13 protein-coding genes and 1 tRNA gene are annotated in these 15,371 nt (G+C 48.0%); 12 read left to right on the top strand and 2 right to left on the bottom strand.

Translation table 11 applies throughout. The annotated features are described in order from the left end of the window. Entirely contained in the window at window positions 1–2,286 is a 2,286-nt protein-coding gene (locus G451_RS30220) for a TOTE conflict system archaeo-eukaryotic primase domain-containing protein (protein ID WP_051261645.1), read from the top strand. 128 nt (window positions 2,287–2,414) lie between these two features. On the opposite strand, the gene G451_RS0117880 is transcribed toward G451_RS30220, so the two are convergent. Next, a tRNA-His gene (locus G451_RS0117880) sits at window positions 2,415–2,490 on the bottom strand. A 186-nt stretch (window positions 2,491–2,676) separates the two neighbouring features. On the opposite strand from G451_RS0117880, the gene murA reads away from it, so the two are divergent. The 4 genes from murA (at window position 2,677) to gap (ending at window position 8,889) form a co-directional block, all read left to right on the top strand. After that, window positions 2,677–3,936 (top strand): UDP-N-acetylglucosamine 1-carboxyvinyltransferase, encoded by a 1,260-nt coding sequence (gene murA, locus G451_RS0117875; protein ID WP_027185323.1) that lies wholly within the window; start codon window positions 2,677–2,679, stop codon window positions 3,934–3,936. A gap of 37 nt (window positions 3,937–3,973) precedes the next feature. Further along, window positions 3,974–6,412, top strand: coding sequence for a DNA internalization-related competence protein ComEC/Rec2 (locus tag G451_RS30215; RefSeq protein WP_034642726.1), 2,439 nt, complete (start codon window positions 3,974–3,976; stop codon window positions 6,410–6,412). Window positions 6,413–6,724: 312 nt separating this feature from the next. Next, window positions 6,725–7,648: a class II fructose-1,6-bisphosphate aldolase gene (fba, locus tag G451_RS0117860; protein ID WP_027185321.1), complete on the top strand. Its 924-nt coding sequence runs from the start codon at window positions 6,725–6,727 to the stop codon at window positions 7,646–7,648. A gap of 251 nt (window positions 7,649–7,899) precedes the next feature. Next, window positions 7,900–8,889 carry a type I glyceraldehyde-3-phosphate dehydrogenase gene (gene gap / locus G451_RS0117855; protein WP_027185320.1) on the top strand — a complete coding sequence of 330 codons (990 nt, stop codon included), beginning with the start codon at window positions 7,900–7,902 and terminating at the stop codon, window positions 8,887–8,889. Window positions 8,890–8,971: 82 nt separating this feature from the next. On the opposite strand, the gene G451_RS0117850 is transcribed toward gap, so the two are convergent. Beyond that, entirely contained in the window at window positions 8,972–9,259 is a 288-nt protein-coding gene (locus G451_RS0117850; protein WP_027185319.1) for a hypothetical protein, read from the bottom strand. Window positions 9,260–9,430: 171 nt separating this feature from the next. On the opposite strand from G451_RS0117850, the gene G451_RS0117845 reads away from it, so the two are divergent. From G451_RS0117845 to G451_RS30200, 7 genes are all read left to right on the top strand, one after another. Further along, window positions 9,431–10,486, top strand: coding sequence for an SPOR domain-containing protein (locus tag G451_RS0117845; protein ID WP_027185318.1), 1,056 nt, complete (start codon window positions 9,431–9,433; stop codon window positions 10,484–10,486). A gap of 23 nt (window positions 10,487–10,509) precedes the next feature. After that, on the top strand, window positions 10,510–11,865 hold the full coding sequence (locus G451_RS30210; RefSeq protein ID WP_051261644.1) for a MiaB/RimO family radical SAM methylthiotransferase: 1,356 nt from the start codon (window positions 10,510–10,512) through the stop codon (window positions 11,863–11,865). Continuing rightward, a complete protein-coding gene (locus G451_RS30205) occupies window positions 11,862–12,434 on the top strand; it encodes a DUF4416 family protein (protein ID WP_051261643.1) in 573 nt (190 codons plus the stop codon). Before G451_RS30210 ends, G451_RS30205 begins: the two co-directional genes overlap by 4 nt. Beyond that, window positions 12,394–13,275: a YicC/YloC family endoribonuclease gene (locus tag G451_RS0117830; RefSeq protein WP_027185317.1), complete on the top strand. Its 882-nt coding sequence runs from the start codon at window positions 12,394–12,396 to the stop codon at window positions 13,273–13,275. Before G451_RS30205 ends, G451_RS0117830 begins: the two co-directional genes overlap by 41 nt. A 61-nt stretch (window positions 13,276–13,336) precedes the next feature. Continuing rightward, entirely contained in the window at window positions 13,337–13,600 is a 264-nt protein-coding gene (locus G451_RS0117825; protein ID WP_027185316.1) for a DUF370 domain-containing protein, read from the top strand. Then, complete coding sequence (gmk, locus tag G451_RS0117820) at window positions 13,590–14,207, top strand: guanylate kinase (protein WP_027185315.1); 618 nt, start codon at window positions 13,590–13,592, stop codon at window positions 14,205–14,207. Before G451_RS0117825 ends, gmk begins: the two co-directional genes overlap by 11 nt. A gap of 275 nt (window positions 14,208–14,482) precedes the next feature. Further along, window positions 14,483–15,370: a tetratricopeptide repeat protein gene (locus G451_RS30200; protein ID WP_051261652.1), complete on the top strand. Its 888-nt coding sequence runs from the start codon at window positions 14,483–14,485 to the stop codon at window positions 15,368–15,370. The last annotated feature ends 1 nt before the right edge of the window (window position 15,371 follow it).

Raw genomic sequence — 15,371 nt, 5'->3', positions numbered from 1 at the left:
ATGAACGAATCTGAACCCAAAGATGAACTCAAGAAACTCCAGGATGACCTTGCGCTCCTGAAAGAAGAAAACTCACGCCTCAAATCTCTCCTCGATTCGCATGGCATTGCCTGGGAAGCGCCTCCTGCTCAAAACGAACAAGAAGTAGCCATTGCTATCTCTAATGATACCTGCACTGCGGGAATGACCCCATCTGAAAAGATAGCTCTTTTCAAGCGTCTCTTTCGCGGACGACAAGATGTATTCCCGTTGAGGTGGGAATCAGCAAAAACGGGGAAAGCCGGATATTCACCAGCGTGCAGCAATGAATGGCGGCCTGGAGTTTGTCATAAGCCGAAAGTGAAATGTGCTTTATGCGATAACCGGTCATTGAAACCAGTTACTGACGCCGAGATTTATGATCATTTGACGGGCAAGCAAACCATGGGTGTTTATCCGTTGTTGCCCGATGATACGTGTTTGTTTTTGGCTGTTGATTTTGACAAGGCTGAATGGCGCAAAGACGCTACGGCCTTCATGGAATCTTGCCATGAGATCAATGTCCCAGCGGCATTGGAAATATCACGGTCCCGTAATGGCGCACATGCTTGGATATTCTTCTCGGAAGCAGTTTCAGCTAGAGAGGCGCGAAGTTTGGGCACAGCTCTGATCTGTCATACCTGCGCTCGGTTGAGGCAATCGTCGTTGGAAAGCTACGACAGACTCTTCCCCAATCAGGACACTCTGCCCAAAGGCGGTTTTGGCAATCTCATCGCCCTTCCTTTGCAAAAGATACCAAGAGAAAGGGGCGGAAGCGTTTTTGTCCGTGATGATTTCACGCCTTATCCAGACCAATGGAGCTTTCTTGCTTCGCTGATTTCGTTGTCTCGAAGTGAGTTGGAGGATGCCATACTCCGTACAGCAGGCGGAAGGCATCCACTTGATGTCGTCTTGGCAAATCAAATTTTCATTCAAAAAGATAATGTGCCTCAACCGTTACTCAACAAATTGATACGCCTTGCCGCTTTCCAGAATTTGGAATTTTACAAAGCTCAGGCCATGCGAATGCCTGTTTGGGACAAGCCCCGCATCATTGGCTGTGCGGAGAACTATCCTCAGCATATTGGCCTGCCGCGTGGATGCTTTCCTGCTGTGCAAAATTTGCTGCAACTGAACGAGGTTGGAGCAAGAATTCAAGACGAACGACTGGCTGGAGCCCCAATTAAAGCACGATTCAGGGGCAACCTGCGGAAAGACCAAAAGGCAGCACTCAAAGACATATTGAAAAACGATGTCGGGACATTATGCGCACCCACCGCCTTTGGGAAAACGATTGTCGGGGCGGCGCTCATCGCCAAGCGAAAAGTAAGCACGTTGGTCCTCGTTCACCGGGCCAATTTGATGCGTCAATGGCAGGAGCGATTGTCATCATTTCTCGACCTTCCTTCGCCTCCCGGTGTGATAGGAGGGGGAAAGGACCTTCCAACAGGAAAAGTCGATATAGCGATTATGCAGTCACTCGGTAGAAGGGAGGACCTTGCGACCTTTCTCGATAACTATGGGCAGGTCATCGTTGATGAATGTCATCACATATCCGCCTATTCCTTCGAGGCCATTCTCAAGCAGGCAAAAGCCAAATATGTCATAGGTCTAACCGCGACTCCCATTCGACGGGATGGTCATCACCCCATATTATTTTTGCAGTGTGGAGATATCGTCCACAAGGCAAAGATGCCTGAAAACGCGCCCGTGAATCTTGAAGTCTTCGCGTATCAGCTTGATGCCCCACAAGATCTTCCCGAAGACTCCATCCAAGAAGTTTTTCGCATCATTGTTGAAGATGAAAAGCGGAACAATATAATCATCCAGCATGTCCTTAAAGCATATGAAGCAGGTAGAAAAATACTTCTCCTGACGGAGCGGACAAGACATCTCCAAATCCTTCAGGAGTCTCTTGAGCCCCAGTTGGAGAACTGTTTTGTTTTACATGGCCGCATGACTGCAAAACAACGCTCTTCAGTGTACAGCAGGCTTGTAGGTGAAGGCTTTGATCATCCGCCGCTTGATACGCTCTTCCTGGCGATGCCTATTTCTTGGAAGGGAACGCTTCAACAATACGCAGGGCGTCTTCACCGTGAGCACTCCCTCAAACAACATGTTCGTATTTATGATTATTGTGAGCATGACCATCCCCAGCTTGCACGGATGTGGAATAAACGATTGAGCGGGTATAAGTCGATGGGGTATGAAGTTGTGGATCAGTCGATGGGGCCTAAGGCAGGCGCTTCACCCTTGCCTCTCATTTAGGCAAAAAAGGGGGAAAGTCTTTCTGAATGAGGGACAGGGAAAGGGCCGTTTTCCCGCGAAAGGGTAGGAATAGGGTAGGAAAAAGAAAAGGCCAGTCTTTTAAACCAGCCTTATTCTTAAGAAATTTATGGGGTGACTGATGGGACTTGAACCCACGGCCACCTGGGCCACAACCAGGTGCTCTACCAACTGAGCTACAGCCACCGTGCGAGCAGACTTTTTAGGTAAACTTGCTGCGGTCGTCAATATCTTTTTTCATTTTTTTAAAAAAAATCTCCACTCTTGCGCGGGGTGAGTGATGCCGGTATGCATTTGAGCGGTTGCGGCTGGTGTCTGGCCGCTACGTATTCGCCATAACCCAAGAAGAAAGAAAACAAGGAACAGGCGACCATGGACAAACTTGTTATCCGGGGCGGTCTTCCCCTTTCTGGCCGCATTGCCGTCAGCGGCTCCAAAAATGCCGCCTTGCCTATTCTCATGGCTGCACCGCTTATTGATGGCGGTGTGTGCTATGAAAACGTGCCGCGGTTGCGCGATATTCATACCACCTTGCGTCTTTTGACCTTACTCGGTTGTGAAACCGAATTTGAAGGCAATACGGTGCAGGTCAAGCAAGCCAACGAGTTGCAATTTGAAGCACCATACGACCTTGTGAAAACCATGCGAGCTTCGGTGCTGTGTTTAGGTCCGCTTCTCGCGAGACTTGGCAGAGCGCGTGTTGCCTTGCCCGGCGGTTGCGCCATTGGTGCACGCCCGGTCGATATGCATTTGTCGGCTCTGGAGCAGATGGGAGCCCGTTTCGATCTTGATTCCGGCTATATCGATGGTCGTTGCAAGAAGTTGCACGGTGCCCACATTACTTTTGATTTTCCCACCGTCGGCGGAACAGAAAATCTTCTCATGGCCGCCAGTTTGGCGGAGGGCGAAACCATTTTGGAAAACGCCGCTCGTGAGCCCGAAGTATGCGATTTGGCCAATTTTCTGAATGCGTGCGGAGCCAAAATTCATGGGCACGGTACGAGTGTCATTACTATTCAGGGCGTGGATTCGCTGACATCGTGCACGTATCCCATTATGTCCGATCGCATTGAAGCAGGAACATATATGGTTGCCGCAGCGATTACCGGTGGCAGTCTGGAACTGGTGAATTGCCCAACGCATGCCTTGGAAGCCGTCATTCATAAATTGCGTGATATGGGAGTCCATATACAAGACGACAGCGATGATGCCATTGTGGTCACGGCTCGTAAAACCGTACGTTGTGTTGACGTAACGACGTTGCCATATCCAGGGTTTCCAACCGATATGCAAGCGCAAATCATGGCGCTTATGTGTGTCTCCGAAGGGGCAGGCACCATCAAGGAAACCATTTTCGAAAATCGTTTCATGCATGTACAGGAGTTGGTTCGATTAGGTGCTGATGTGAAATGCACAACCCGAACGGCCTTTGTTCGCGGAGTCGAACATCTTCAGGGCGCTCCAGTCATGGCCTCGGATTTACGAGCCAGCGCGTGTCTCGTTCTTGCTGGGCTTGCGGCCAAAGGCACCACTGAAGTTCAGCGTATTTATCACCTTGATCGCGGATATGAGGCTATGGAAGAAAAACTCCGGTCTGTCGGAGCCGACATTACTCGCGCCAAGGAGGCGTGATACCAGCTGTTCGATTTCTTCTCATGACGGAATTGATATGACACGCCATGCCACGAGTTCGGAAGTAACGCCCGGCCTTGTGGCGTGGCAGTTTTTTTTTCTCGCTTGGATTTTAGGGTGTTATGCCACAGCAGATGGTTGGGGAGCCTGTCTCGGGTTCCTGCTGTTGGTCGGATTAAATAGACTCCTTTCAACCAGGCAATGTTCCCTCATTATCTTTTCAGCCTGTTTTCTTCTCGGGATTACTGTGGGTGTCTTGAGTCTTCCTGCTATACCACAATCTTTTCCCCCCTGGGTGGAGTCAAAACATCCGGTTCGAGTACAGGGTGTCGTTGTTCGTGTTGAACGGAAGCCAGATCAACGATTCGACGTTATTTGCCGCGATGTGCACCGCGTTGATGGTAGCAAGGACACGTTGCCGGAAAAGTTGGTTCTGACCATGCGTTATCCGGAAATTGTTCCCTTCTCCGGAGATGTCGTGACGTTTACTGATCGCATAGAACGAATACGCGGTCTGAAAAATCCTGGGTGCTTTGATTACGATTTGTACCGACAGCGGCAAGGTATTTTTACCCGAGCCTATCTCAAGCAAGGGCAGGGTGCTGTTGAGATCGTACGGCATAGTGGTTCCAAAGACCGCTTTCGCCAAGCGATAGAGCACCTTTTGTTGGGTGAAAATCATGAGCTCGTCAATCAGGGAAATGCGGTTTTGCTCGCCTTGTTTACCGGGGATCGTTCAGCACTTTCCCATCAGGTGGTTGATCTTTTTCGTCGTGCAGCCTTGGCGCATACGTTGGCGTTATCCGGTATGCACGTCGGTATGGTGGCGTTGCTTGGTTTCGCGCTTTCATATGCCATCGGGTATATACGACCACAGTGTTTTCTTTTTATCCCGCGTGCCAAGCTCGGTGTGATTTTAGCATTTCCCGTTGTTGCAATATATATTTGGCTCGGAGGTTTTTCGCCGTCATTGCTGCGGGCCGGGCTCATGTTTTCTTGTTTCGGCCTTCTTATGTTGACAAACCGAAGACATGTTCTGCTGGATGGCCTTTTCGCCGCATTCGCCGCCATTGTCTTTGTTGACCCCCAAGCCGTTTTTGACGTTCGATTGCAACTATCGGGACTTGCTGTGGCAGGCATTGTCTGTTTCTGGCCTTTGGGTCGGCGTATACGCCGCAAGGCATTGCTCTTTTTGTCTGATCACGGTTGTCACTCGGCAATACAAACGTTTTTCAACGGCATATTCTCCCTGCTTTGGGTTTCGCTGTGCGCGCAAATTGCCGTTTTACCCGTGACCGCTCGGACATTCGGTGAAATATCACCGCACATTCTCCTGAACCTGGTATGGCCACCTCTCTTGTCATGCGTTGTGTTCCCTTTGACCTTGGTGTCTTTGATTCTTGTCTTTGTTTTTCATACCGCAACCCTTCCGGCTATTCTCGTCAACATGGCCGCAACAATTTGTCAGTTCTTTATTGATGGACTCTTTGCGCTCGATACAACCGGCTTGCTTGATCCTGTCGTTGTCTGGAGACCGACGTGGCCTGCCATTATCGGATATGCATTATTATTGATTGCGTTAGGTGCCACAATGGGCCGGCGAAATGCTCAATACTGCCGATACATTGCCATTGTCGGCATTCTTTTGGTCCTTACTCCAGCTTTCGTCGTACGTCTGGGTGCCAACCGCGACCATGTTGTTGTCCGTTTGCTTGATACCGGACAAAGCCAAAGTCTTGTTGTGGAATACGGATATGACCAACGTATATTGATTGATGCGGGGGGTGGGTTCGGTTCTTTTGATGCTGGACGATTTGTCGTAGGACCATATTTGAGTAATGGACGGGAACCTCATCTTGATATGGCCATATTGAGCCATCCAGAGTCTGATCATTTTGGTGGATATCCTTATCTCCTACGCGCTCTTCGCATTGATGGTTTTTATTGCAATGGTCGGTCGGCTCCTTCGCAATCTGGACGACATTTTCTTCACGACCTTCGTTATTCGGGAATCCCGATACATACTCTCCACGCCGGTAATGATCTGTCACTCGGCTTTGGACTACATCTCGAAGTCTTACATCCAACTTCTGAGTTTTCAGGATCTGCCAACGATGAATCACTTGTTGTACGATTGACAAAAAATGGGGTGGGACTCGCACTTTTTCCTGGAGACATAGAAAAACGCGGACTGGAGTTACTACGAACTTCGGCTCGGGATGAAAAAGCTGCAATTCTTGTATTGCCGCATCACGGAAGTCGTACAAGTATTGATGAGGCATGGTATCGTCGTGTTCGTCCGTCGATTTGCCTGGCTTCGGCCGGCTATTGGAGACACGGGGTCTTGCCGTCGCCTGAAGTTTTGAGCTTGATGGAGGCGTTGCCATGTCGAACATATGTTACGGCAACTCATGGTTCTGTGGCTGTCGAATTTGATGAAAATGGAACCGTCGTTGCTGTTGAAACGACTCGGTAACTCCACTGTCGCAGTATCATGGTATTCTTTCTCACGTGCAAGAATTTTTGTATATAAATTAGTAAACTTGATTTATTAAATCGATATAATCATTATCAGCCTTTCTTTTATGCAATATTTCTCCAAACATATCGACATGTCCGAACAGACGACGTATGATCCTGGCGAGTTTGTCGGGGCGGCCATGCAGCATGCGCTGCTTTGTTCAAATGCGAATTGTTCGCTATGCTGAACAAGCCTCTCATTTTAGCTGATTTGGCAATCAATACCAAATGTTTCGAATACAACACCGTTTGACCCAAGGAGGAAACCATGCCGCTCGTATCTCCCAAAGAGATGTTTGCGAAAGCCTACAATGGTGGATTTGCCGTTGGTGCATTCAACGTCAATAATATGGAAATAATTCAAGGTATCATGGAGGCTGGTTCAGAAGAGAATTCACCTCTTATTTTGCAAGTATCGGCAGGTGCTCGCAAGTATGCCGGCCAGAATTATATCATCAAACTCATGGAAGCCGCATTGGAAGTGACGGATCTGCCTGTCGTTCTCCACCTTGATCATGGACAGAATTTTGAAATATGCAAAGAAGTCGTTGATGGTGGATTCACTTCTGTTATGATTGACGGTTCGCATCTTCCTTTTGATGAAAATATTGCATTGACCAAGCAGGTCGTTGAATATGCTCACGGCAAAGGAGTCTGGGTCGAAGCGGAACTTGGTCGTTTGGCCGGTGTTGAAGACGAAGTGCATTCGGAAGAGAATGTGTATACCGATCCCGATGAAGCCGTAGAATTCGTTCAACGGACGGGATGTGATTCCTTGGCCATTGCCATCGGAACAAGCCATGGTGCCTACAAATTCAAAGGCGAAGCCAAGCTTGATCTCGAGCGTCTCGACACAATCAGTAAAATGATGCCGAACTACCCGCTGGTTCTGCATGGTGCTTCAAGTGTCCCGCAAGAATTCGTTCAAATGGCCAATAAGTACGGTGGGCAAATCGGTGATGCGAAAGGCGTCTCGGAAGAGCTTCTGCGTAAAGCGGCCGCTTCCGGAGTATGCAAGATTAATATCGACACGGATATCCGGTTGGCAATGACAGCGACTATTCGCAAACATTTCGTTGAAAACCCAACCGATTTCGATCCTCGCCAGTATCTCAAACCGGCGCGTGAAGCCGTGAAGAATATGGTGAAACATAAAATTAAAAACGTGCTTGGCTGTTCTGGACAAGCTTAGTCAGTATCGAGTTTAAACCAACGTGATATCGTATATCGAGTGCTCGTTGGAGGTCTTTGCGGCGTTCTTCTGAAGTGTGGGGCGATGGGCGCCGTTTTATTCCAGTCTAAGCGTACCGTGGCCGACACGGTATGCTATGTGTGGTTTGGGGAACATGGCGACCAGGTCGACATGTGATCGGCATTGTTGCTGAGTGAAGTGCTACAAAGACGCCTGCACGCTGTCGAAGGACTTTTCCAGGAGGAAGAGAAATGGCTTTGAAGATAGGTTTGAATGGATTTGGCCGCATCGGTCGGTATCTGGTGCGTCTGCTCCACAATGATTCAAAATTCGAAATCGCGGTCATCAACGCTCGCGCCAGCAATGAAGACCTGGCCAGACTGCTGAAATACGATTCTGTTCACGGCACCTGTACCTTTGACGTCGGTTACGATGACAATGGTCTTGTCATTGGTGGAAAATCGGTTCCAGTGACGCGCAATGCTCCGGCTGACTGGAATTGGGGAGCCTATGGCTGTGATATGGTCGTCGAAAGCACCGGAAAATTTGTCGACCGTCAGTCATGCGAAAAACATCTTGCCACTGGTGTCAAGAAAGTCGTTATCAGTGCCCCCGGAAAAGATGCCGATGTCACTATTGTGACAGGCGTCAATAGCGGGGATTACGATCCGGCAAAGCACTGTATTATTTCTAATGCCTCCTGTACAACGAACTGCCTGGCTCCAGTTGCGAAGCTCGTCAACGATGGGTTCGGTATAAAACATGGCCTGATGACGACAATTCATGCGTATACGATGAGTCAACGTATTCTCGATGGATCTCACAAGGATCCTCGTCGAGCCAGAGCTGCTTGTATGTCCATGATTCCGACCACAACGGGGGCAGCCCGGGCCGTGACCATGGTTATTCCAGAACTGAAGGGTAAACTGGACGGTATGGCTGTTCGGGTTCCCACTCCCGATGTTTCCATTGTCGACCTTGTCCTGGAGTTGGAAAAACCGACAACGACGGAAGAACTCAACGATATGTTGAGAAAAAATGCCAATGAGCACATGGGATTCAGTGATGAGCCCCTGGTTTCCATCGACTACACAGGCGACACACATGGTGGTGTCATAGACGGCCTGACAACGTCGGTCATTAATGGAACCATGGCCAAATTGCTTATTTGGTACGACAACGAAGCCGGTTTTACCAACCAGCTTGTTCGTTTAATCAGACTCGTCGGCAAAGATATCTAAATATCCAATTGCCGCCTGATGAAGAAACGCGGTCTGCCCGGCATCTGTTGCTGGACAGACCGCGTTTCTGTGCATCAAGTATTTACGGTTGATTTTGGGAAACCGCTAAGCAGCGTTGATACGATTCTTCACATAATTTCAGGCATTCTTTTTGGGCGTCGCCATCTTTTGAAGCGCAATCCGCTTTGCAGGCGGCGTCTCCATCCGCGCATTCTTTTTTGAGTGTCACCCCGATCTCGAGTTCTTTTTCCGTATCTATAACGGGATTATCAGGGGGATACATCGAGTCTTCAGTAAAACCAATATTTGGCACAGCCAAAAGGATAGCCACGGCAACAACAAGATGAGAAACATGTTTTCGAATATGCATGATGAACTCCTTTTTAGATGACACTTCAATTCAGAGGCTAGCAACCACGAGAATATGATTTCAGGCCAATTGAAGACGTTTGAAATTTAGGGCGTCTTTGCTAGGATGCGCTGCTCGCGTCGCATCCGACGCATAAAACGATCAAGACGACTTCGTTAAGGATAAATGGATATGCCGACATTAGTATTCAACCAGGAAAGGGCCGGGGTCAAGAGTGGTCTAGGGGGGCTTTGCGCTGTTTGTGCGGTTTTCATCGGACTCCTCTGTTTTGGAGGATGCTCAATCATCCAGGAGGAGTTGACTCCTTCACCAAAGCCCGCTGCAACACCTCAACGAGATATTACATCGCTCTCGGATTTACGCCGTGATGTCGGGAACTTTCAGACCTTACCGGCCGATTCTCGGCAATGTGAATGTAATCGTGCGCTGTTACAGGAACTTGAAGACCTGGTTTCAGATAGACAAAATACGGTTTTGGCCATCAGTGAAGTCGTCGATAATGTTAAATCACAAAAACTGACGTGGAGAAGTTCGTGTCGCGGGAATACTGTGTGCCCGGATTCGGCTTATACCATTATATATAAACGTATCCCCGTTGACCGCCTTGAACGGGATCGTTTGCCGTTTCGAACGGATTTTATCCGTGGGGTCAAAGGGCGGTCTCAAAAAGCCAAGACCTGCAATGCAATGGATAACCTGGCTTCAGCATTAATCAATGATGTGGCCACAGCGAAAGCAAATAAAGAATTCTTCTTGCTGTTTCGTGTCCAGGAACTAGGCAAGCAATCTATTCCCGGAGTGGAGCTCATTACAGCTACGATGCCGATTCCTGTCTGGACGTCTCTGGAATCCGGAGTGTCTCGCACCGAACAAAATCCACCGGCTGCATTGCCCGAAGATCAAGTTTTGGAGCATGCCACGCCATCATATGGGATAGCTGAGGATGCGGGGGACAGTCGGCAAACGCAATCTTCGTCAACAGAACGCTATACGGTGGTTTTTCAGCTTGCCGCTTTGGGAACACAGGATGCTGCCAATCGTTATGTACGTATGCTCCGTCGTGACGGGTTTGTCCCTGTTGTCGAGCCGGTGGAAGTTGAGAGTACGACTTTGTACCGTATTCTTGTGACGGTTTCCGGCACAAATGATGAGATAGACCAAAAAATGAAAAAGACCGGGGTGTTGGACCCCATTGTTCGTTCACGGACAAAACTCAATCCTGCATAATGATAAATACTCTATCGGCAACCATGCCACAATGTTCTGTCATAGATGAGGAAAATGCGGATAGCTCAACGGCTTTTCGTATCTTCACACTCGGTTGCAAGATCAACCAATATGAAAGTCAAGCTGTACATCAAGCACTTGTGGCTCGGGGAGCTCATGAGGCTGAAAACGGAGAGTCTCCTTCTCTCGTTGTGATCAATAGCTGTGCGGTAACGGCCAAGGCTGTTGCTGATTCCAGACAGCTTGTGCGTCGCGTCGCACGAGATTGGCCTGATGCGACGATTCTCGTTTCAGGCTGTGCGGCCCAAACCACACCGGAAATGTTTTGTGCAAAAGCTCTCGATATTGATGATTCATTCCCCGATCGTATTCAGGTTATGGACCAGTGCGCAAAAGCTGAACTGGCAGGAGAGCACCAGATTATCATGGGGCCGCTGACAGCTTTTGGACGATCGAGACCCGTGGTAAAAGTCCAAGATGGGTGCATTCAACACTGTTCATATTGTATCGTCCCGCTGGCCAGATCATCATTGGCGTCCAAGCCGGCCGATGCCGTCATCAGTGAAGTGCGTCAACTCTTTCTGGCTGGGTATGGGGAAGTTATTTTAAGTGGTATTAACTTGCGACTGTATGGATATGACAAGCCAGAGCGAAGTGATTTTTTTCATCTCCTCGCCGAAGTCGACGCTACTCTTGCTCCTGAGTTTGCCGGTCGCTCAAGGATTCGTCTCAGCTCTCTCGATCCTGCTCAGCTAACGGAATCAGCGTTGGATATATTAGCTGGCTCACGCCTTGTTACACCCCATTTGCATTTATCCATGCAAAGTGCTGACCGTGATGTGTTGAGAGCAATGGGGAGGGGCCATTACTCTCCTCAAAAAATCTTGGAGCGTCTCCATGACGTCACGGCATTTTGGCCTGTGTTCGCTTTAGGTGCGGATTTTTTAGTTGGGTTTCCTGGAGAGACCGACGATATGTTTGACCGGACCTTGAAAACAGTGATGGATATGCCATTGACCTATGCCCATGTCTTTCCGTATTCGAAGCGCCCGGGAACACGAGCGGCAACTTTTTCAGGACAGGTCTCGGCGTCTGTCAAAAAAACACGAGCTGCCGCTCTGCGTCGTGTTGCCGCAGATGCGAAAGTCGCTTTTATTCGTCGCGTTGCATCAATGTCGCATTTGACTATGGCGGTTGAACGAACAGCTCCCGTTCATGGAGTGTGCGAATATTATGTTGAATGCGCGATGTCACAAGATATTCAACTGAAAGGGAGTGAATGCGCAGGCCTTATATCGGTCACCCCCCTCACCGCAACAGATAATAGCATTTTAGTTCAGCCAGAGGAGAGTGTTTCCAGTTCGGGGAGCGATGTATGAGTACACCCCGAATTCCCGTTCCAGCCCAACTTATGATGTCTGTGATGTCAGCGCAGTGGGACGAGGTGTGGCCCGAACTCAAGGAACGTCTTGAAGAACATTTCGGGACTATTGACTATGAGAGCCCGTGTTTGCCTTTTGATCATACGTCATACTACAATGCGGAACTTGGAGAATCGATTTCCCGGAAATTTGTTGGTTTTAAGCAGTTGTTTCAGCAAGATACACTTGTCGACATCAAGCTGTACACAAATCAGCTTGAAAATCATTTCGCTCGGTCCGATAATCGACGACGAGTGAATCTTGATCCCGGATTTATAACTCAGGAACGCCTTGTTTTGGCTACTGGGAAAAACTTCACGCATCGCATTTATCTTGGTCAAGGAATTTTCGGCGATCTTACTTTGATGTATCAGGGAAAGACATGGCAAGTCTTTCCCTGGACTTTCCCCGACTATAAAAGCAAAGAAACCCAGGCACACATAACGGCTCTTCGCCGAATGCATGCCTTCAAATTAAGGAGCAACCATGCCGACGAGCATGACCGGATTTGGACGATGTCTGATTGAAGATGACGGTTTTACCCAGTTATGGGAGATTCGTGGGGTCAACAGCCGTTTTCTTGATATTAAATGGCGATTGCCCGTATTCTTGCGCAGTCACGAACAAGCGTTGGAAAAGATCGTTCAGGCTCATGCCGGACGGGGAAGAGTTGAAATTTCACTTATTTTTCAACCTCAACGTGCTGATCTCTTATCCATTACATTGGATAAACCAATGGCACGGGCGATGTTCGAGCAGTTGTCCAGTCTCGCACAGGATATGAATATTCCCTATACTCCTGATATTAACCGTTTGCTCGATACGTCGTTTTTATGGCGCGATGCCGGAGAAAATACTGATCCGAAACTTGTTGAAAAGTTGTCGTTCGGTCTTGCCCAAGCATTGGAAGATTTTCGGGTGTCACGTGATCGCGAAGGCCAACTGTTGGCCGATGATATTATTGCTCGGGTCATGCGCATGCAAACCTTATTGGATGACTTGAAAACGCGCGTTCCTGTGCTGAAAAAAGACAAAACCGATGCTTTGGTTGAGCGTATCAAAACGGCTCTTGAAACCGTCGGGATGCAATCTTCCGAGGAACGAGTTCTTCAAGAGGTCGCGATCCTGTCCGATCGACTTGATATCACCGAAGAGTTGACTCGATTGACTGGACATCTGGAGCAGTTACGCTCCCTTTTGCAAGACAATGATCATATCGGCAAGCGATTGGATTTTCTCTTGCAAGAGTGCTTCCGTGAGATCAATACGTCTGCCAATAAGGCACAGAGTCTTGAAGTAAGTCAGATTGCCGTAGAATTTAAGGCCGAACTTGAAAAATGTCGTGAACAGGCGCAGAATATTGAATAACCGACCTTTACGATAAATTCGAACAGAACCGGAGACCAAGTTTAGGTCGCCGAGGGGATCTATGCAAAAAAACGGACTGCTCAATATCGGGTTCGGGAACTTTGTCGTCAATTCGCGTGTTGTTGCGATCGTTAACCCCGCATCTTCACCTATGCGCCGTCTGCGTGAAGATGCGCGGAGCGGGAACCGACTTGTCGATGCCACTCAAGGACGCAAAACGCGTTCAATTATTATTACCGATTCCAACCATGTCATTTTGTCAGCTATTCAGGCCGAAACCATAAGCCAGCGGTTTAGTCAGGAGGAACCGGACAATGAAGATTGAACGTCGTGGTGTCATTCTTGTTATTTGCGCCCCCTCAGGTACAGGCAAAAGTACTCTCATTAAGCGGTTAATGAAGGAATATAGTAATATTGCTTTTTCTGTGTCGTGCACAACACGTAAGCCTCGAGCGGGGGAGGTTGATGGCAAAGACTATCATTTTTTAGACAAAGACGAATTTTTGCGACGTCGCGACGCTGGTTTTTTTGCTGAGTGGGCTAATGTCCACGATAATTTTTATGGAACCCCGAAACAGGCCACGCTTGATTTTCTTGAGCAAGGACGAGACTTACTCTTTGATATTGATGTGCAGGGAGCAAATCAACTCCGACAAAACCTTGCACAAGGCGCATATATTTTCATTGTTCCACCCTCAAAGAAAGTATTGGTCGAACGACTTGTCGGTCGTGCAACTGATGCTCCAGAGGTTATTGCCAGACGTTTGGACAATGCTCGTGCAGAATTAAATGAAGCACGTCATTTTGATTACATTATCGTAAATGATGTGCTTGAACTTGCGTACTATGACTTACGTGCCATCTATTTGGCCGAGCGAACGAAACGCGAATCTTTGCCGGGGGTGTTGGATCGTTTGCTTGCCGAATGGTAAGGACATACTGTGAGAATGGACTTCCGTGAATTATTTCTGAGGAAAACGGAATTATGTGTTTTATTGACAGAAACGGATGTTTGGTGATTGTCGGTTCGATGAATGTACGATAGATTCAGTTTGCGCGGAGCTGAGACCTAACAAGAGTAGAGTTTCGTTTTAAACCGAATATTGCCATGAAGCAGAGAAATAAGGGGCAAGCCATGACTGAGCAGGGTGAAGACAGAACATCTGTCGACAAAACACCTCAAAAAGACCCGGATCTTGTTCGAGGAATGGTCAAAAAGCTTGGCAAACAGGAAAATATTAAAGGCGTTTTTTCCAGTCAATCCATCCAAAAAATTGGAACGGGAACGACAACACGAAAAACGATTCAGAAAACGTTTTGGTTTGTTGAGCAAAAAGATGTGAATCTCTTGGAGATTCAACCGCTCAATAAGAACTATATTCCATCTGGACCGAAACGAAAAATCACAATGGATGAATTGCTCGATAAGTTTTCACCCGAGCCGGAATTTTATGTCCAAACCGTTTACCCTAAAATTCGAGAATTAGATCAGACGATTTCCAAAGGGGAATCACACCGGAAAAAAGGCGAAATTTTCAGTGCCGAACTTGAATTCGACCAAGCCTTGGCGGTGGATGAAGAGAATGTCCGGGCAAACTTTGGGCTGGGATTGACGTACCTTGATCGAGGGGAAACTCATAAAGCGCAGGATATCTTTGAACGGCTTGTGCGGCTTGATGCTGCCTTTGAGCAAGAACATAAGCACTTATTCAATGAGTTTGGCATCAATTTGCGCAAAAATAATATGCATGACCAAGCTCTAGAATATTACAAACGTGCCGAAGAATTGGCAGACACAGATGAAAATCTGTATTATAATATTGCTCGAGCGTTTTTTGAGAAAAAGAGTATTGATGAATGTTTTCAATACTTGGCGAAATCGTTGTCCTGTAATCCCAATTTGATGGAAGCGAAGAAATTCATCAAGTATCTTGTTGATCAGAACTTGCTCAGCGAGGAAAATAAATCCCATGCAGTCCCTCTTATTGCTGATCTTGCCGATACAGCGCCAGCGTCAAATTTAGGAGAGGTGACAAGAAAGAGTGGTGACTCTTCACGGCCCAGGCCTAAAACAAGTTTGAAGATCGATCTCTAAT

Source organism: Desulfovibrio inopinatus DSM 10711 (assembly GCF_000429305.1).
Lineage (GTDB): Bacteria > Desulfobacterota > Desulfovibrionia > Desulfovibrionales > Desulfovibrionaceae > Alteridesulfovibrio > Alteridesulfovibrio inopinatus.
Note: the sequence above shows the minus strand (reverse complement) of the source record. Positions and strands in the feature narration are given on the sequence as shown.